Here is an 18,813-nt window from a genome sequence, read left to right as displayed (position 1 = left end):
ATCGCGGTCGTCAATCAGACCGCTCACGGCTGCTTCTGGAGAACGTTATGCGTAAGTCGATGCAAATGGGTGTGCTGGGGTTGGTACTGATCGGCCTGGTCGGTTGTGAGGCGGCTGAGCAGTCTGCGCAAAAGCTGGCTGAAAAGGCCGAACAAGCCGTGGTGGATGTCGCCCGCGAAGCGGTTGATGAGACGGTGAAAGAACTCAATAAGCAGGTGGACGAGGTGCAGCAGTCAACCAATGAGTGGTTGGGCGAGCCGGTTGATGAGGCTGAGCCGCAACAGCCTGAGCAGCCGGCAAGCGAGCTGGCAGAGCCCGCTACCGAGGCTTGATGCGAGGTTGTTAAGGGGCCTTGTTGAGGGCTTCACAGCTGGCGGCATAGCGTTGCTGGCAGGCGCTCTGGAACAACGCTTTGGCCTGGATCGGGTCGCGCGGCACGCCTTGTGCGCCCTTGAGGTAAAGGTTGCCAAGGATGTGTTGAGCCATCGGGTTGCCACCAGCGGCTGATTGGTTGAGGTACTTGAGCATCAGTTGGGGGTTGTTGAAGTCTGGATTGTCGCGGCCGGTGTACAGGTAGGCCAGGCTCACGGCAGCCATGGCGTGGCCTTTGTCGGCGGCGAGTTTCCACCAGTACTCAGCCTGTTTGAGGTCTTTGTGCGGTTTGCCGACGAAGTACAGGCTGGCGAGCTGGAACTGGCTGTCTAGGTCACCCCGGTTGGCCTGGCTGCGCAGGTTGGCCTCGTCGACGCTATTTTCGCTGGCCGCAGCGGTTTTCTGTGGCGGCGGAGCGTTACGATTTTGCTCTGACTGGTTGGCGCAGCCGACCAGCAGCATTCCTGCGCAGAGCAGGATTACCAGTGAACGATGGCTTGGCAGCGGTTTGATCATGCGTATGGCTGCTCCCTTAAAGGTGGCGTTGGGGGTTAAGTAGAACCTGAGGCGGTTAAACACCAGACTGCAGGCTTACCGGTAAGTTGCGCGTTGTCCGAGGGTTGTTGCAGGCGCGAGTGTCGGTCGCAGTTGCAGAATCCATATCAGTTTGTCGCCTGCAGCGTTTCGCTGCTGCGCCAGAGCTGCGATTCTTGTTCACTCTTGCGCCCCAAGCCATCGAGGTCCCCATGCAGATCAGCTCCAACTTCGACAGCGGCAATATCGAGGTCATCGACGCCAGCAACCCACTGCAGGTGCAGCTGGCGATTCGTCCGGATCTCAACAGTGAACATTTCCAGTGGTTCCACTTCAAGGTCGAGGGCTTGCAGCCTGGTCAGCCTTACGGCTTTAGCCTGGGCAATGCCGGGCAGTCGTCTTACAAGAATGCCTGGAGCGGTTACCACGCTGTTGCCTCTTACGATCAGCGCGACTGGTTTCGGGTGCCCAGCCGCTTTGAAGAGGGCGCGCTGAAGTTCGACATCGAGCCGCAGCATGGACAGATCTGGTTCGCCTATTTCGAGCCCTACAGCCGCGAGCGCCATAGCCAGTTGATCGAGGATGCGCAGCGGTTGGCGGGCGCCGAGCTGTTTGCCACGGGTAAGAGCATCGAGGGGCGGCCAATCGAGTTGCTGCGCATCAGCCGCAATCCGCAGGCGCTGCGCAAGATCTGGCTAATCGCCCAGCAACATCCCGGCGAGCATATGGCCGAGTGGTTTATGCAGGGGCTGCTTGAGCGTCTGCAGCGGCGCGATGATGTCGAGCTGAATGCCCTGCTGGAGAAGGCCGATCTGTACCTGGTGCCGAACATGAATCCGGATGGCGCGTTCCGTGGCCATCTGCGTACCAATGTCGCCGGGCGCGACCTTAACCGCGCCTGGCAGTCGGCCAGCGAGGTGGACAGCCCTGAGGTGTATTTCGTCCAGCAGCAGATGCGCGCGGTGGGTGTCGATCTGTTTCTGGATATCCATGGCGACGAGGAAATCCCGCACGTGTTTACTGCTGGTTGCGAAGGTAATCCTGGCTACAGCCCGCGCCTTGAGCGATTGGAAAACCAGTTCCGCCAGTTATTGATCGAAAACGGCGCCGAGTTCCAGACCACCTTCGGCTACCCGCGCGACGAACCGGGTCAGGCCAATACCACCCTGGCCTGCAATGCGGTGGGTATGGAGTTTGATTGTTTGGCCTTCACCATCGAGATGCCATTCAAAGACCATGATGATCGGCCCAATCCGCTGACGGGTTGGAATGGCGAGCGGTCGATGCAGCTGGGCAAGGATGTGCTCAGCGTTGCAGCCGCCATGGTCGGACAGCTGCGCGATTAACAGGACGCTGGCGGGCAGGGTTGTTTGTCCTGCCCGTCAAGGTTGTCGCTAAGGTCGCTTTAGCCGCGGTAGTAGCGCTGCGGCACAAACGGGGTTTTGGCCACTTTCATCGCCACGCGCTTGCCGCGCACCATGGCCCATACCTCGGTATCCAGGGCAATATGGCTGTTCTGCACATAGCCCATGGCTACCGGCGCAGCCAGGGTAGGGCCGAAGCCGCCACTGCAGACGGTGCCAATCACAGTGCCGTCGGCATCGACAATTTCTGCGCCTTCACGTACCGGTACACGTTCCTGCGGCAGCAGGCCGACGCGCTTGCTGGCAACGCCTTCTTGTTGCTGGGCGAAGATTCGCTCGGCACCGGGGAAGCCGCCAGCACGCGCGCCATCGGCGCGGCGTGGCTTGGACATGGCCCACAGCAGGCTGGCTTCGATTGGCGTGGTGCTGGTGCTCATATCGTGGCCATACAGGCACAGGCCGGCTTCCAGGCGCAGCGAGTCGCGGGCGCCGAGGCCGATGGCGGCCACTTCCGGTTCGGCCAGCAGGCTGCGCGCCAGGGTTTCGGTGTGCTCACTTGGCACCGAGATTTCGAAACCGTCTTCACCGGTGTAGCCGGAGCGGCTGACGTAGCAGTCGACACCCAGCAAGCGCACCGGGGCGAATTGCATAAAGGTCATCTTGGCCACTTCCGGGGCCAGGCGCGCCAGCACATCGACGGCTTTCGGGCCTTGCAACGCCAGCAGTGCGCGGGCCTCGAACAGGCTTTCGATCTGGCACTGGCTGCCAATATGTTTTTGCAGGTGGGCCAGGTCCTGCTCTTTGCAGGCGGCGTTGACCACCAGGAACAGCGTGTCGTCACCCAGGTTGGCGACCATCAGGTCGTCGAGGATGCCGCCGTTGTCATCGGTGAACATGGCGTAGCGCTGCATGCCCACGGGTAGGTCGATGATATCCACCGGCACCAGGTTTTCCAGAGCCTTGGCGGCATCTGCGCCGCGCAGGACGATTTGACCCATATGCGAGACGTCGAACAGACCGGCAGCTTCGCGGGTGTGCAGGTGCTCCTTCATCACCCCGAGCGGGTACTGCACCGGCATGTCGTAGCCGGCGAACGGCACCATGCGCGCGCCCAGTTCGAGATGCAGGGCATGTAGCGGGGTTTTCGCCAGGGTTTCAGTGGTCATGCGGTTCTCCATGTTGGTAAAGGTTGTTTGTGTAGGCGCGAGCTAAAAGCGTCACGTCTACAGGCTGTATGGGATGCCGTGTCAGCACTCGACAATATTCACAGCCAGGCCGCCGCGGGCGGTTTCCTTGTACTTGTTGTTCATGTCGGCACCGGTCTGGCGCATGGTGCGGATCACTTTATCCAGCGAGACGAAATGCTGACCGTCGCCGCGCAGGGCCATGCGTGCGGCGTTGATCGCCTTGACCGAGCCCATGGCGTTGCGTTCGATGCAAGGCACTTGCACCAGGCCGCCAATGGGGTCGCAGGTCAGGCCAAGGTTGTGTTCCATACCGATCTCGGCGGCGTTCTCCACCTGATTGACGCTGCCCCCAAGCACTTCGCACAAGGCGCCAGCGGCCATCGAGCAGGCCACACCGACCTCGCCCTGGCAGCCGACTTCGGCGCCGGAGATCGAGGCGTTTTCTTTATAGAGGATGCCGATGGCGGCAGCGGTGAGCAGAAAACGCACCACGCCGTCGTCGTTGGAACTGGGGATAAAGCGGCTGTAGTAATGCAGCACCGCCGGCACGATACCCGCCGCGCCATTGGTGGGCGCGGTGACCACGCGGCCGCCACTGGCATTTTCCTCGTTCACCGCCAGGGCGTAGAGGTTGACCCAGTCGAGCACGCTGAGGGCATCGCGCAGCGCGGCTTCGGGGTTCTTGCACAGCTGACGGTGCAGGGCTGCGGCGCGGCGTTTGACCTTGAGGCCGCCGGGCATGATGCCTTCGTTGCGGCAACCGGCTTCGACGCAATCCTGCATTACCTGCCAGATATGCAGCAGGCGCGCGCGGGTCTCGGCTTCCGGGCGCCAGGCGGCTTCGTTGGCCAGCATCACCTGGCTGATCGACAGGTTGTGCTCGGCGCAATGCGCCAGCAGCTGTTTGCCGGTGGTAAAGGGGTACTGCAGTACGGTGCTGTCTTCGACGATGCGGTCAGCGCCGGCGGCCTGTTCATCGACGACGAAACCACCGCCCACTGAATAGTACTCGCGCGAGCGGATCTGCAAGCCAGCGGCGTCGAAGGCGCGAAAAATCATGCCGTTGGGGTGAAAAGGCAGCGGCTTGCGGATCATCGCCAGGTGCTGCTTTTCTACAAAGTGGATAGCTTTTTCGCCGAGCAGCTTGAGTTCGCCGCTGCTGCGAATCGCTGCCAGGCGTGCGTCGACGTTACTGGTGTCGACGCTGTCCGGCTGTTCGCCTTCCAGGCCGAGCAGTACGGCTTTGTCGCTGCCATGGCCCTTGCCGGTGGCGCCGAGGGAGCCGTATAGCTCCACTTTCACGGTATCGGTGGCGGCCAGTAGCTCATCGCGGCGCAGGCCTTCGGCAAAGCGCAGGGCGGCCAGCATGGGTCCGACAGTGTGCGAGCTGGACGGGCCGATGCCGATCTTGAAGAGGTCAAAAACGCTAAGTGACATGCTTGCTCCGACTGCGTGTTTTGCTGCCGCCCTTGTGGGGCGGCGGTAATGCGGCGCGCTGGGTAACCGCGCCGCGAGTGGCAAAATTGCGTGCTGTCTTAGTTAGCGTAGACCGGGAAGCTGGCGCATAGGTCCGCAACCTGACCGCGAACGCGCTCGATCACGGCTGGGTTGTCCAGCTCATCAAGGATGTCGCAGATCCAGCCGGCCAGGGTGCGGCACTCGCCCTGCTTGAAACCGCGGGTGGTGACTGCCGGGGTGCCGATGCGGATGCCCGAGGTGACAAACGGCGACTGTGGGTCATTCGGCACAGCGTTCTTGTTCACTGTGATATGCGCTGCGCCCAGGGCTGCGTCGGCTGCCTTTCCGGTGAGGCCCTGCTTGATCAGGCTGACCAGCATCAGGTGGTTGTCGGTGCCGCCGGAGACCACGTCGTAGCCGCGTGCAACGAATACCTCGGCCATGGCCTGGGCGTTGTTGATCACCTGCTGCTGGTAGGTCTTGAAGCCTGGCTCCAGCGCCTCCTTGAAGCACACCGCTTTGGCCGCGATCACATGCATCAACGGGCCGCCCTGGCTGCCGGGGAACACGGCGGAGTTGAGCTTCATCTCGATCTCTTCATTGGCCTTGGCCAGGATCAAGCCGCCGCGCGGGCCGCGCAGGGTTTTGTGCGTTGTGGTGGTGACCACATCGGCAAAGGGCAGCGGATTGGGATACAGGCCGGCGGCCACCAGGCCAGCAACGTGGGCCATATCGACAAACAGCAGGGCACCGACTTGGTCGGCGATGGCGCGGAAACGGGCGAAATCCAGGGTGCGCGAATAGGCGGAGAAACCGGCAACGATCATCTTCGGCTTATGTTCGACGGCCAGACGCTCGACCTCGGCGTAATCGATCAGGCCCTGTTCGTCGATGCCGTACTGCACCGCGTTGTAGAGCTTGCCGGAGGACGACACCTTGGCGCCGTGGGTCAGGTGGCCGCCGTGGGCAAGGCTCATGCCGAGGATGGTGTCACCAGCATTGAGCAAGGCCAGGTACACCGCGCTGTTAGCGGAAGAGCCAGAGTGCGGCTGCACGTTGGCATAGTCAGCACCGAACAACTGCTTGGCGCGTTCGATGGCCAGGGCCTCGACCTTGTCGACATGCTCGCAACCGCCGTAGTAACGCTTGCCCGGATAGCCTTCTGCGTACTTGTTGGTCAGCCCGCTACCCTGGGCCTGCATCACGCGCTGGCTGCAATAGTTTTCCGAGGCGATCAGCTCGATGTGGTCTTCCTGGCGCTGCTCTTCGGCGTTGATCGCAGCGAGCAGGGCGTCATCGTAGCCTTGCAGTTGGTCGTGCTTGCTAAACATGGTGAGGCCCTCTGGTTTTTATATGAGGTGCAGCTAACCCGCCTCGGGCAGAGGTGAGTCGAGAATTGGGGAGAAAGCAGTCCCGCGGCCCGGAGGTGTTCCGGGCCGCGGGCTGTTATCACGCGTCCTGGTACGCCTCGATGGACGGGCAGGCGCAGATCAGGTTGCGGTCGCCGAACACGTTATCCACGCGGCCGACCGGCGGCCAGTACTTGGCTTCGATCAGGCTGGCCACTGGGTACACGGCCTGTTCGCGGCTGTAGGCGTGAGTCCACTCGCCGACCAGTTCCAGTGCGGTGTGTGGGGCGTTTTTCAGTGGGTTGTCGTTGGCATCCAGCTGGCCAGCTTCCACTGCACGAATTTCGTTGCGGATGGCGATCATGGCGTCGCAGAAACGGTCCAGCTCTTCCTTGGATTCACTCTCGGTCGGCTCGATCATCAGGGTGCCAGCGACCGGGAAGGACATGGTCGGGGCGTGGAAGCCGAAGTCGATCAGGCGCTTGGCCACATCGTCAACGCTGATGCCGCTGCTGTCCTTGATCGGACGGATGTCCAGAATGCACTCGTGCGCCACCAGGCCGTTGCTGCCCGAATACAGCACGGGGTAGTGCTCTTCCAGGCGGCGGGCGATGTAGTTGGCGTTGAGGATGGCCATCTGCGAAGCGCGCTTGAGGCCTTCGCCGCCCATCATGCTGATGTACATCCAGGTGATCGGCAGGATGCTGGCGCTGCCGAACGGTGCGGCGCTGACGGCACCTTCCTTACGGGCCATATGGCCGTGGCCGGGTAGGAATGGGATCAGGTGTTCTTTCACGCCAATCGGGCCGACACCTGGGCCGCCACCGCCGTGCGGGATGCAGAAGGTCTTGTGCAGGTTCAGGTGGGACACGTCGCCGCCGAACTTGCCCGGGGCGCACAGGCCGACCATGGCGTTCATGTTGGCGCCGTCGATGTACACCTGGCCACCGTTGTCATGAATGATCGCGCAGATTTCGCGGATGCCTTCCTCGAACACACCGTGGGTCGACGGATAAGTGATCATCAGCGCAGCCAAGCGGTCCTTGTGCTCTTCGGCTTTGGCCTTGAGGTCGGCGATGTCGACGTTGCCGCTGCTGTCGCAGGCGGTCACCACCACGCGCATACCGACCATGCTGGCGGTGGCTGGGTTGGTGCCGTGGGCCGATTGCGGGATCAGGCAGATATCGCGCTGATCATCGCCACGGCTCAGGTGGTAAGCACGAATGGCCAAGAGACCTGCGTACTCGCCCTGGGAGCCGGCGTTCGGCTGCAGGGAGATGCCATCGTAACCAGTGGCTGCGCAGAGCATGGCCTCCAGTTCGGTGGTCAGCTGGGTGTAACCCTGGCTCTGCTCGGCCGGGGCGAAGGGGTGCAGGTTGCCGAACTCGGCCCAGGTCACCGGGATCATTTCGCTGGCAGCGTTGAGCTTCATGGTGCAGGAACCCAGCGGAATCATGCTGCGGTCCAGCGCCAGGTCCTTGTCGGCCAGTTTGCGCAGGTAGCGCATCAGCTCGGTTTCGCTGTGGTAGCGGTTAAATACTGGATGAGTGAGGATTTCGCTTTCGCGCAGCAAGCCTTTTGGCAGCTGAGCGATTACGCCGGCAGCCAGTTCCGCGAAGGCTGGAACAGCTTTGCCTTCGGCGAAGACCGCCAGCAGGGCTTCAACGGCGACTTGATCGGTGGTCTCGTCGAGGGACAGGCCCAGGCGCTCGCCATCGATTTCACGCAGGTTGATGCCGGCCGCACGGGCGGCTGCATGCAGGGCTGCCGTTTTGCCGCCGGTGGCCAGGGTCAGGGTGTCGAAGAAGAATTCCTGCTCAACCGTGTAGCCCAGAGCGCGCAGGCCCTTGGCCAGGATCGCAGTGAACTGGTGCACGCGCTTGGCAATCTGGGTCAGCCCTTTCGGACCGTGGTAGACGGCGTACATGCTGGCGATGTTGGCTAGCAGCACCTGAGCGGTACAGATGTTACTAGTGGCCTTCTCGCGGCGGATATGTTGCTCGCGGGTCTGCATGGCCAGGCGCAGGGCCGGCTTGCCGAAGCGGTCAATGGACATGCCGACCAGACGGCCCGGCATGTCGCGCTTGAATGCATCGCGGGTGGCGAAATAGGCGGCGTGTGGGCCACCGAAGCCCAGCGGCACACCGAAGCGCTGGGCGCTGCCCAGGGCCACGTCGGCACCGAATTCGCCCGGTGCAGTGAGCAGGGTCAGTGCCAGCAGGTCGGCAGCGACGGCCACCAGCGCATTGGCGGCGTGGAAACGCTCGACCAGCTCGCGGTAATCGAAGATGTCGCCATTGCTCGCTGGGTATTGCAGCAGCGCACCGAAGTAGACGCTGGCGTCAGTGATCGCAGCTTCGTCGCCGATCACAACTTCGATGCCCAGCGGCTCGGCACGGGTGCGCAGCACGTCGAGGGTCTGTGGGTGGCAATGCTGGGAGGCGAAGAAGGCGTTGCTGGCCTTGTTCTTCGACAGGCGCTTACAGAAGGTCATGGCTTCGGCAGCGGCGGTGGCTTCGTCCAGCAGCGAGGCGTTGGCGATCTGCATACCGGTGAGGTCGCTGATCAGGGTCTGGAAGTTCAGCAACGACTCCAGACGACCCTGAGAAATCTCTGGCTGGTACGGGGTGTAAGCGGTGTACCAGGCCGGGTTTTCCAGCAGGTTGCGCAGGATCGGGCTCGGCGTGTGAGTGCCGTGATAGCCCTGCCCGATATAAGTTTTGAACTGCTGGTTCTTGGCCGCAATGGTCTTGATCTTGGCCAGGGCGTCGGCTTCCGACAGGCCCGGCAGAGAGCCCAGCACGCTGGTGCCCTTGATGCTCTCGGGGATGACGTTATCGGTCAGCGCGTCGATGCTGGCGTAGCCGAGCAGTTCGAGCATGGCCGCGGTATCGGCATCACGTGGGCCGATGTGGCGGGCGACAAATTCGTTCTGGGTGGTCAGCTTGGTCATCACAATCTCTCAGGCGTCAGCATTGGCGTTGAGCAGGCGCTCGTAGGCGGCCTGGTCGAGCAGGTCGGCTACCGCGCTGGCATTGGCTGGACGAAAACGGAAGAACCAACCTTTGCCCAGGGGATCTTCGTTGACCAGCTCAGGGCTGGATTCTAGCTCGCCATTGACCTCGACCACTTCACCGTCCAGCGGCATGGCGATATTGCTCGCAGCTTTTACCGATTCCAGCACCGCCACTTCGTCACCCTCGGCGTAGCTCTGGGCTTCCGGCAGCTGAACGAATACCACGTCACCCAGGGCTTCCTGGGCATAGGCGGTGATGCCCACGGTAACCAGGCCATCGGCATCCTGACGCAGCCATTCGTGCTCAACGGTAAAACGCAATTCGCTCATGTGTACTCCTCAAGGGTGGTGACTCGCCCTTTCTGCTGGGGGCGATGTGCTGGACGCGCGTGCTGGGCACGAGCGGAAGGTGAAAAGACCATAGCAAAGTAGGTGCCATTGTTATTTTTATCAATAAAAACAATAACTTAAGTGCTTTTAGTTGGTATGGGTTTTTGTTGGTGTGTATTGAATTCAATACGTTCCTGATCGGCGCGTTCGCCACGCGCTGCGCAAAGGCTCTGGTGTCGTGGGCTGAACGGTTTGTGTCGCTTTCATTACGGTGTATTTAAATCGATACGTTTTTTGTTGAGCTTGCGGGCTGTGTTGGAGTCACGCCGCCTGGAGCTGCGGGCAGCAACGTCAGCAGTGGTTAATACGTAACGGGCCGTCACTGTCATTCATCCACCCTATAAAGCGCCATTGAACGGGTCGATGGATCGGCGGCGGGGCGGCTTTTTAGGGGCGTATTCACTCTTTTGGCTGACAGGGCAAATACCTCTTTCGGGCGCTTATCCCACTCAAGGTGGCTGGGTAGCGTGGAGGCTCAACACGAAACCCGCTTTCCAGGAGAGCCGCATGAGAACAAGAACAAGACATGCCATCTTCCAGCCCAGCGTTTTGGCGATTGCCATTGCTGTTGGCTGTGTCGCGCCTGTCCAGGCTATTACATTCAATATTGGTGATGTCGAAGCGCAGTTCGACTCTTCACTTTCGGTGGGGGCCAGTTGGAGCGTGCGCGGTGCCGATCCTGACTTTATCGGTACACGTAACGGCGGCAAGGCGTCCTCTCAGACCAACGATGACGGCCGCCTGAACTTCAAAAAAGGCGAAACCTTTTCGAAGATCTTCAAAGGCATTCACGACCTTGAATTGAAGTACGGCGATACCGGCGTGTTTATTCGCGGCAAGTATTGGTACGACTTCGAAACCAAGGACGAAAGCCGTCTGCTGTATGACATCGACGACCACAACCGCAAGACAGCGGCACAAGCCTCCGGCGCGGAAATTCTCGATGCCTTCATCTATCACAACTACAACCTGGGCAGCATGCCGGGCAGTGTGCGGGTCGGTAAGCAAGTGGTCAGCTGGGGTGAGAGCACCTTTATCGGCAACTCGATCAACTCGATCAACCCCGTGGATGCTGCAGCGTTCCGCCGGCCTGGCGCGGAGATCAAGGAGGGGCTGATTCCGGTCAACATGCTCTATGTCTCGCAGAGCTTGACCGACACCGTCAGCATGGAAGCGTTCTACCAGCTGGAGTGGGACCAGACTGTTATCGATAACTGCGGGACGTTCTTTGCACCCAGCGACACGGCCGCCGATGGCTGTAACGACCGTCTGGTGGTCGCAGGGGCTGACGTCGCGCCTGACGCGTCAAACAACACCGGTGCGCCGGGTAACCCCGTGTTCATTCCGCGCGGAGGGGATCGTGATGCGCGCGACAGTGGGCAGTTCGGCGTTGCCCTGCGCTGGTTTGCCGAGTCGCTGAACGACACGGAATTCGGTCTGTATGCGATGAACTACCACAGCCGTAGCCCGAGCGGCAGCATCATTGTCGGCACCGGGGCGCCACAGGCTGCCCGCTATTTTCTAGAGTACCCGGAAGATATTCGTCTCTACGGCGTCAGTTTCCAGACCAACGTCGAAGGCACTGCGTTGTCGGGTGAACTCAGTTACCGGCCCAACATGCCAATTGGTATCAACTCCACGGACATGACCTTTGCATCCCTGCGCCAGGGGTTTTCACCGGTATTTACCAGCGGCCATGGGCGCAATGCCGTGGGTGAGGAAGTGGCCGGTTACGTGCGCAAGCCCGTGACCCAGGCGCAAGTCTCAGCGGTGCAGTTTTTCGACCGAGTGCTCGGAGCCAGTCGCCTGACCCTTGTGGGCGAGGTGGGTTACAACCATGTCAGTGGCATCAGTGATGATCTTGGCGAGCTGCGCTTCGGTCGCGATCCGGTCTATGGCATTGGTCAGCTCAACCCCAACACGACCTGTACGGCAGGGGTGAACACCGCCAACCCTGACCAGTGTAATGACGATGGTTTCTTTACCAGCAGCTCCTGGGGCTACCGCGTGCGCGCCAGTCTCGATTACAGCAACGTCTTCGCCGGGGTCAACCTCTCGCCAAGCATTGCCTGGTCGCATGACGTCGATGGCTATGGCCCCAACTTCAGTGAAGGCAGCAAGGCGGTGAGCCTGGGCCTGAATGCTGACTACCAGAACACCTACAACGCCAGCCTGAGTTACACCGACTTCTTTGGTGGGGATTACAACACCAACGTCGACCGTGACTTTGTTGCTCTGAGCTTCGGTGTGAACTTCTGATCAACGCAGTGCAAAAGGATCCGTACACCATGAAAAATACAAGAATCCTGCAAGCTGGGGCGCTGGTGCTGACCCTGTTAGCCAGCAGCGTGATGGCCGCAGTCTCTGAGCAAGAAGCGGCGCAGTTAGGCACGAGTTTGACGCCGCTGGGCGGAGAAATGGCTGGGAATGCCGATGGCACCATCCCAGCCTGGGACGGTGGTCTGTCTACCAGTGCGGCAGCGGTCGACGCCAAAGGGTTTCTCGCTGACCCCTTTGCCAGCGAAACGCCGCTCTTCACCATTACTGCAGCGAATGCCGAGCAGTACAAAGACAAACTCTCCGCTGGGCAGATGGCGATGCTCAAGCGTTACTCGGACAGCTATACCATCCCGGTATACCCCACTCATCGCACTACATCCGTACCCGCTGCGATCGGCGAGGCAGCTAGGGTCAGTGCGGTCAATACCACGCCCGTTGACGGCGGGAACGGTCTGCAGAACTTCAATGCCAGCCGCTACTACGCCTTCCCCATTCCCAAAACTGGGGTTGAGGTGATTTGGAACCACATCACCCGTTACCGTGGCGGTAACACACGCCGGGTGGTGACTCAGGCCACGCCGCAAACCAATGGCTCTTACAGCTTGGTGAAGTTCGAGGACGAAGTGGCCTTCCCGGCGGACATGCCTGATCTTGATCCGGCCAAGGGCAGCAATATCCTGCTGTATTTCAAGCAGCGGGTGACTGCGCCTTCACGTCTGGCGGGTAACGTGCTGCTGGTGCACGAGACCATAGATCAGGTGAAAGAGCCGCGCCTGGCCTGGATCTACAACGCCGGTCAACGCCGCGTACGCCGCGCACCGCAGGTGGCCTACGACGGTCCAGGTACTGCTGCTGACGGCATGCGCACGGCCGATAACTTCGATTTGTTCTCTGGCGCGCCGGATCGGTATGACTGGCAACTGGTCGGCAAAAAGGAAATGTACATTCCCTATAACAGCTACAAGCTGGATTCGCCGGCGCTGTCGTACGACGACGTGATCAAGGCTGGGCACATCAACCAGGATCTGACGCGCTACGAGCTGCACCGCGTCTGGGAAGTGGTTGCCACGTTGAAGAGCGGCGAGCGGCACATTTATGCCAAGCGCCATATGTACATCGACGAGGACAGTTGGCAGATCGCATTGGTTGATCATTACGATGGCCGTGGTCAGCTCTGGCGTGTTGCCGAAGGGCATGCGCAGCACTACTACAACCATCAAGTGCCGGGCTACACCCTGGAAGCGCTGTATGACCTGATGGCCGGTCGTTACTTGGCTCTGGGTATGAAAAACGAAGAGAAGTCGGCGTATAACTTTGGTTTCAAAGCCACCGCTGCCGACTACACGCCAGCCGCCTTGCGTAGCTCAGGCGTTCGTTAGGCCAGCACGCTGCACGAAACACTCCGTGATTGGGCGGCCTTCGGGCCGCCTTTTTTATCGTTGGCCATCACCTCTCGTGATAGAGCTGTGAGCGATAGGTGTTGAGGTTTAGCCTGCAACAATCCGGTTCCTGTAAGAACAATAAAACGAGCCGTCATGAACGCATTAGCGCCTTTCCCGCAAAGCGCCACAGCGTCCGCGTGTGGCGGCGTACAGCGCCCGCCACCTGGGCATATCGCTCGGCTATCCCTGCAGCAGCGGCTTTTGTCGCGCGACTGTCGCCTGCGCTTGCTGGTCGGTCCAGCCGGCTTTGGTAAAACCGTACTGCTGGCAGATTGCGCCCGAGAGTGCCCGGCCACGCATCACCTGCTCTGGCTGAGCTGTGCAGGTGAAGGCTGGCATGTCGAACAGCTGGCGCAGCAGCTCGGCAAACTCCTCAATTACCCCGCAGACCTCAGCAGTGGCGAGGTGCTGGAGACCTTGGCGCAGGAGTCGCGGCCGCTGTGGATCATGCTCAATGACTACCCGGCGCAGCCGAATCTCGCCCTCGATGCGTACCTCAATCAGCTGCTGATGGTCACTCCCCCTGGCATTTGTTGGTGGCTGGGCAGCCGGCGGCGGCCGGTCTGTAACCTTTCCCGCCTGCTGCTGGAGGGCGAGCTGCTCGAATTGGGTAGCAGTGAGCTGGCCTTCAACGAGTCTGACGTGCTGGCCTGGCTGCAACAGCTGGACCCTGGCCGAAACGCCTGGGCGCAGGCCCTGCATGCACTGACCCAAGGCTGGCCGGCGGCCTTGCGCCTGGTGCTGTTGGCGGCTCAAGCCGAGCCGGCTGCGCTGAGCGCACCGCAGGACGGCGAACATGACCAACTGCTGGTCGAGTATGTCGAGCGCGAGGTGCTGCAAACGCTGCCCGATGAGCTGTTGCGCATACTTGAGCAACTGGCCCAGTTGCCGCGCTTCAATCCGGCGCTCTGTGACCACTTGTTTGGTGTGGGCGAAGGCGCGCAGTGGTTGCGAGCACTGATTGAGCGTGGCGTATTTATTCAGGAGCTGGACACAGCCAAGGGCTGGTATGTGTTGTTCCCACCGCTGGCTCGGCTGCTGCAGCGGCAGGTCATGAATTTGCCGTACAGCGCGTTGCATGTGCATGCCAGTCAATGGTTTGCCAGTCATGGTGATATTCGCGCAGCGGTAGAGCACGCCTTGCTGGCCGGGCAGCCGGACGTGGCCGGCAGTTTTCTTGAGCGTTTTACCGAGGAGCAGGTGCTGCAAGGCCAGGACCTGGCGCTGATTCTGCGCTGGCGCAGCGAGCTGCCGGACAGCCTGCTGTGCAGCACGCCACGGCTGATTCTGCTGAATGCCTGGGTGCTGCTACTGGTTGGCCGTCTGGATGAAGCGCAGACCTGTATCAATCAACTGGCACGCTTTCAGCCGCGCAGCGATGGCGCGCGAACCCGTGAGCTGTTCGCTCACTGGCAAGCCATCCAGGGCATCATCGCCTACGGCCGAGTCTGTGCCGTGGATGCTCGCGCCCACCTGCATGATGCCCTGCAAGGGCTGCCGCAAAGTGCGTGGGCGCAGTCGTTGCTGTGTCGTTCGGCATTGACCTTGGTGGCCATTGGTGAAGGTCAGCTTGAGGTGGCACAGAAACTCAGTTTTGAAGCTTTGAAGCAGGCGCGCCTGCATGGCAACCCGGTGTTTGAAGCCCTGCTGGAACTGGACCACGCCCTGTTGCTGGAAACGCGGGGTGAGTTTGCCCGCGCCGAAACGTTGCTGCAGCGGGTGCTGACGGCAACCGCACCGACCGCTTTGCGCAACACACCGGTGCTGGCGCGGCTTGAGTTGCGTCTGGGGCGTCTGCAACTGCGCCAGGGGCGTGCCGATGAAGCGGAGGCAGCGCTGCAGCGCGGACTTGAAAATGCCCTTGTCTGTGGCGATCCAAGCGCGTTTCATGGCTACCTCGGCCTGGCCGAGTTGGCTATGGGGCAGGGTGATATGGCCACAGCCTTTGCCCACCTTGGCCAGGCCGAACGGCAGATGCAGCGTCAGCGCGTGAGCGAAACCCTATACCGCGGCACCCTGTTGTTGGCCAGCAGTCATCTGTGGATTGCCCAGGGCCACTATGCGCGGGCGCGCGTCGCGGCGACTCGGGTATTGAGTTATGAGCAGCGGGTTAAAGCGGTGTTGCCGACGCCGAACTTTCCCGAGCTGATTCCGCGGTTTCAAGCGTTATTGCTGCAATTGGACCGCATGCAGGGTGAGGATGTGCGCGAGCCTCTGCGGCAGTTGTTGGCGAAGGTGGCCGAGCAGGGCAGGCAGGCCCTGGTCAGCGACTTATGGCTGAGCTACGCCGATGCCTGTGCGGCCTGTGACGATAAGACGGGTGCCGAACAGGCTCGGCACACCGGCCAGGCACTGCAGCAGCGTCTGGGTTATCGACGTCCGTGGTTCCGCGTGAAGAGTCCGGTGGAGGGCACGCCGTCTGCTGTGACCGTCGCCAGCAGCAATGCGCTGAGCAGCCGCGAGTTGGCGGTGCTCGGGTTGATAGCCCAGGGGCTGTCCAATCAGGAAGTGGCCGAGCAGCTGTTTATATCCCTGCACACAGTAAAAACCCATGCACGCCGAATCAACGGCAAGCTGGGTGTGGCGCGGCGCACCCAGGCGGTGGCCAAGGCCAAGGCGTTGGGCTTCTTCTAGTGCAGCGCTGGGCTGGCGCTGAGCAGGCGTAGGCGTTGGCTGAGTTGCAGGTGCTGCGCCGGGTCATCGCTGAGCAGCAGGGCGCACTGCAGATCGAAGCGCTCGCCATGCGGGCAGTCGAGCCGTTGATAAATCTCGGCGCGGGCCAGGTGGTCCTGCAATGTCGGCGTGCCAAGCAGCAGCACGCGCTCGGCATCGCGCAGCGCGGCAAGCGGGTCATCGTCTAGTTGATGCAGTTGCCGCAGGTTGCGCGACAGGCGCTGCAACATGCTGCGCGCGTCGCACGGCTGCAGTTGGCTGGCGTTTAATTCGGCAGTCGGCCCCAGATGGCGTTGCAGCAGCTCGCGGCACTCGCGGGTATACAGCCGCCGGCCGCTGCAAGGGTCGAGTAGATGGTCGGCGCCGGGTACGCGTAGCAGGAAATGCCCGGGAAAATTGACCCCCTGTAATGGAATTCCCAGGCGCCTGGCCAGCTCCAGTGCCAGTAGGGCCAGAGTGAGCGGCTGGCCGCGGCGGCGCAACAACAGCTGATCCAGCAACGCGGCCCTTGGCCGTAGCGGGCGTTCGTCGTCCTCATGGAAGTCCAGCTCACTCAGCCGACGCAGCAGCGGTTGCGCCAGTTCCTGCAGCGGCAGGTTAGGCAACCCCTGACTGAGCTGCTGCTGCAAACCGTTGAGCCGTTGCAGCACGTCGGTCGGTTGCAGCGTGGGCTGGTGTTCCACGGCAATCCACAGCGCTGCCTCAAACAGCGCAGGTGGTGTTTGTTCCAGGCAGGCAAGGCAGGCAGCGCGTGGGCTCATCACATTCTCCCAGGGTCTCTGGCTTTGTAGTCAAGCGCCTAACCTTCGTCCAGTACATTGTTGTTTCAGGGCTGTGCCAGTGTGGCTGCTGTGTTGTTGAACAAGGACGCCAAGCATGCCTGCAACCCTTCGCCGTTACACCCTGATCGTGCTGATACTGATGAGCCCTGTGCTGAGCGCGGCACAGGCTTCGCAAGCGCCGCTCCTGGCTCAAGAGTTGTCAACGTACCGGCTGCTAACGCTGTTTCACTTATTGCGTTTGGAGCAGGGGTCACCTGACGTGCAGGCACGCCTGGAGACAGAAGTTCAGCATTTCGCCGGTTTGTTAACTGCGCACCCTGAGGCGTTGCCAGCCCCGTTGCAGCAACAGGCGCAGCATTTTCAGGCGGTGTTGCTGAACAATGCCCGGTTGAACTACGAAGCGATTGATTTTTATGCCCTCGATACGCTGTCGCAGAGCGCCCATGACCTGCTGCAACTCAATCGGCAGCAGCAGGCGTTAGCGCCGGCCGCATCACCGACGTTGGACCTGCGTCAGGCCATCCTGATGCAGCAAATTGCTGCTGAGTATGTGCGTGAGGCCGCCAGTTTTGACTCCGGATCGGCGGTGTACGACAGCGCGCAGGAACGCTTTGAGCCTGTGGACGTGCTGGCCAAGGCCTTTCGCCAGCAGCTTGAGCAGCTGCAGCCAACCCTGGCCGGCAGTGCCGAGCAACGTAAAAAATGGGGCCAGGTGCAGGTGATCTGGAATTACATTGAACAGCCGCTGCTGGAATACCGCGAGCGCTCGCTGCCCTTTGTCGTGAATCGCTACAGCGAACAGATTGTCGCCCTGCTGGTGAACTGATCACCGGCGGGGTGTGATCAGTAGTGCTGCCTATACTGATGAGCAACGCAGTAGGGGAGCGACAGCATGTTTACCCTGATGGAAAGCGCTCGGCTGGAGTCGCTGCATTTTGCCGATGACCCGGCCACAGGCCTTAAGGCCATCATTGCCATTCACAACAGCCGCCTTGGCCCTGCGCTGGGCGGTTGTCGATACCTGCCCTATACCGATGAACAGAGTGCCGTGGACGATGCCCTGCGGCTGGCCAAGGGCATGAGTTACAAGGCCGCGCTGGCCGGCTTGGCGCAGGGCGGTGGCAAAGCGGTGATCATCCGTCCTGCGCATGTCGACAATCGTGGCGCGTTGTTTGAAGCCTTCGGGCGTTTTATCGACACCCTTAACGGCCACTACATCACCGCGATGGACAGCGGTACTTCCAGCGTTGACATGGACTGCATCGCTCAGCACACCCCGCATGTCACCAGCACCACGGCCGAAGGAGACCCTTCACCGCATACGGCGCTGGGGGTGTTTGCCGGTATCCGCGCAACCGCCCTGGCGCGCCTGGGCAGTGACAACCTGGAAGGTTTGCGGGTAGCGATTCAGGGGCTGGGCAATGTTGGTTTTGCGCTGGCCGAGCAGCTGCATGCTGCGGGGGCCGAGTTGTTGGTCAGCGACTTGGATCACGGCCGCGTTCAGCTTGCAGTTGAGCAGCTGGGCGCACGGCCGGTGGCCAGCGAAGCCTTACTCGCCACGCCGTGCGATATCCTGGCGCCATGCGGGTTAGGGGGTGTGCTGAACAGCACAAGCGTCGGGCAACTGCGTTGCTCGGCAGTGGCGGGCGCGGCGAATAACCAATTGGCCAGTGCTGATATTTCCGACAGCCTGCAGGCGCGGGGGATTTTGTATGCGCCGGATTATGTGATCAATGCGGGCGGCTTGATCTATGTGGCGCTGAAGCATCAGGGGGAGCCTCTGCCGGCAATCACCGCGCACTTGACGCAGATCAGCCGGCGGCTGACCGAGATATTCGGCCATGCCCAGGCCGATAAGCGCTCACCGGCAAGGGTCGCCGATGCGATTGCCGAGCGCTTGTTGTATGGCTGAATGTGGCGCTGATAAAAACGCAAAACCCCAGTCATGGACTGGGGTTTTGTTGAC

13 protein-coding genes and 2 pseudogenes are annotated in these 18,813 nt (G+C 61.2%); 8 read left to right on the top strand and 7 right to left on the bottom strand.

The window, feature by feature from the left end; all coding sequences use genetic code 11:
* The first annotated feature begins 47 nt into the window (after positions 1 to 47).
* The gene (locus BLO50_RS04025; protein ID WP_090248931.1) at positions 48 to 332 is read left to right on the top strand and encodes a hypothetical protein; all 285 of its coding nucleotides are present in this window, start codon (positions 48 to 50) and stop codon (positions 330 to 332) included.
* Positions 333 to 342: 10 nt separating this feature from the next.
* Here the strand turns inward: BLO50_RS04025 and BLO50_RS04020 are convergent, their stop codons facing one another.
* Positions 343 to 888: a tetratricopeptide repeat protein gene (locus tag BLO50_RS04020; protein WP_090248929.1), complete on the bottom strand. Its 546-nt coding sequence runs from the start codon at positions 886 to 888 to the stop codon at positions 343 to 345.
* A gap of 230 nt (positions 889 to 1,118) precedes the next feature.
* Here BLO50_RS04020 and BLO50_RS04015 point away from each other — a divergent pair, with 230 nt between their 5' ends.
* On the top strand, positions 1,119 to 2,252 hold the full coding sequence (locus tag BLO50_RS04015) for a M14 family metallopeptidase (RefSeq protein ID WP_090248928.1): 1,134 nt from the start codon (positions 1,119 to 1,121) through the stop codon (positions 2,250 to 2,252).
* Between the two features lie 59 nt (positions 2,253 to 2,311).
* Here the strand turns inward: BLO50_RS04015 and gcvT are convergent, their stop codons facing one another.
* The 5 genes from gcvT to gcvH all read right to left on the bottom strand — a co-directional run bounded on the left by gcvT (position 2,312) and on the right by gcvH (position 9,610).
* Entirely contained in the window at positions 2,312 to 3,436 is a 1,125-nt protein-coding gene (gene gcvT, locus BLO50_RS04010; RefSeq protein WP_090248926.1) for a glycine cleavage system aminomethyltransferase GcvT, read from the bottom strand.
* An 81-nt stretch (positions 3,437 to 3,517) separates the two neighbouring features.
* Entirely contained in the window at positions 3,518 to 4,894 is a 1,377-nt protein-coding gene (locus tag BLO50_RS04005) for an L-serine ammonia-lyase (protein WP_090248923.1), read from the bottom strand.
* A gap of 98 nt (positions 4,895 to 4,992) precedes the next feature.
* Positions 4,993 to 6,246: a serine hydroxymethyltransferase gene (gene glyA / locus BLO50_RS04000; RefSeq protein WP_090248921.1), complete on the bottom strand. Its 1,254-nt coding sequence runs from the start codon at positions 6,244 to 6,246 to the stop codon at positions 4,993 to 4,995.
* Between the two features lie 118 nt (positions 6,247 to 6,364).
* Entirely contained in the window at positions 6,365 to 9,217 is a 2,853-nt protein-coding gene (gene gcvP, locus BLO50_RS03995; protein ID WP_090248919.1) for an aminomethyl-transferring glycine dehydrogenase, read from the bottom strand.
* A gap of 9 nt (positions 9,218 to 9,226) precedes the next feature.
* Positions 9,227 to 9,610, bottom strand: a complete 384-nt coding sequence (gene gcvH / locus BLO50_RS03990; RefSeq protein ID WP_090248917.1) for a glycine cleavage system protein GcvH — start codon at positions 9,608 to 9,610, stop codon at positions 9,227 to 9,229.
* A 567-nt stretch (positions 9,611 to 10,177) separates the two neighbouring features.
* Between gcvH and BLO50_RS03985 the strand changes: the two genes are divergently transcribed.
* The 4 genes and pseudogenes from BLO50_RS03985 to BLO50_RS22225 all read left to right on the top strand — a co-directional run.
* The gene (locus tag BLO50_RS03985; protein WP_090248915.1) at positions 10,178 to 11,929 is read left to right on the top strand and encodes a DUF1302 domain-containing protein; all 1,752 of its coding nucleotides are present in this window, start codon (positions 10,178 to 10,180) and stop codon (positions 11,927 to 11,929) included.
* Positions 11,930 to 11,958: 29 nt separating this feature from the next.
* Positions 11,959 to 13,329: a DUF1329 domain-containing protein gene (locus tag BLO50_RS03980; RefSeq protein WP_090248913.1), complete on the top strand. Its 1,371-nt coding sequence runs from the start codon at positions 11,959 to 11,961 to the stop codon at positions 13,327 to 13,329.
* Positions 13,330 to 13,485: 156 nt separating this feature from the next.
* Positions 13,486 to 15,711, top strand: a pseudogene (locus BLO50_RS03975) (winged helix-turn-helix domain-containing protein); the annotation flags it as partial.
* 129 nt (positions 15,712 to 15,840) lie between these two features.
* A pseudogene (locus BLO50_RS22225) lies at positions 15,841 to 16,026 on the top strand (response regulator transcription factor); the annotation flags it as partial.
* On the opposite strand, the gene BLO50_RS03970 reads toward BLO50_RS22225, so the two are convergent.
* Positions 16,023 to 16,826 (bottom strand): transglutaminase family protein, encoded by an 804-nt coding sequence (locus BLO50_RS03970; RefSeq protein ID WP_090248909.1) that lies wholly within the window; start codon positions 16,824 to 16,826, stop codon positions 16,023 to 16,025. The pseudogene BLO50_RS22225 and the gene BLO50_RS03970 sit on opposite strands and share 4 nt — an antisense overlap.
* A 115-nt stretch (positions 16,827 to 16,941) precedes the next feature.
* On the opposite strand from BLO50_RS03970, the gene BLO50_RS03965 reads away from it, so the two are divergent.
* Positions 16,942 to 17,673, top strand: a complete 732-nt coding sequence (locus BLO50_RS03965; RefSeq protein WP_090248907.1) for a hypothetical protein — start codon at positions 16,942 to 16,944, stop codon at positions 17,671 to 17,673.
* Positions 17,674 to 17,739: 66 nt separating this feature from the next.
* Positions 17,740 to 18,759: a Leu/Phe/Val dehydrogenase gene (locus BLO50_RS03960; protein ID WP_090248905.1), complete on the top strand. Its 1,020-nt coding sequence runs from the start codon at positions 17,740 to 17,742 to the stop codon at positions 18,757 to 18,759.
* Positions 18,760 to 18,813 lie beyond the last annotated feature (54 nt).

It is taken from the genome of Pseudomonas peli (genome assembly GCF_900099645.1).
In the GTDB taxonomy this organism is placed as follows: Bacteria; Pseudomonadota; Gammaproteobacteria; order Pseudomonadales; family Pseudomonadaceae; genus Aquipseudomonas; species Aquipseudomonas peli.
The sequence above is the reverse complement of the archived record's forward strand: the minus strand, read 5'-3'. Positions and strand labels throughout refer to the sequence as shown.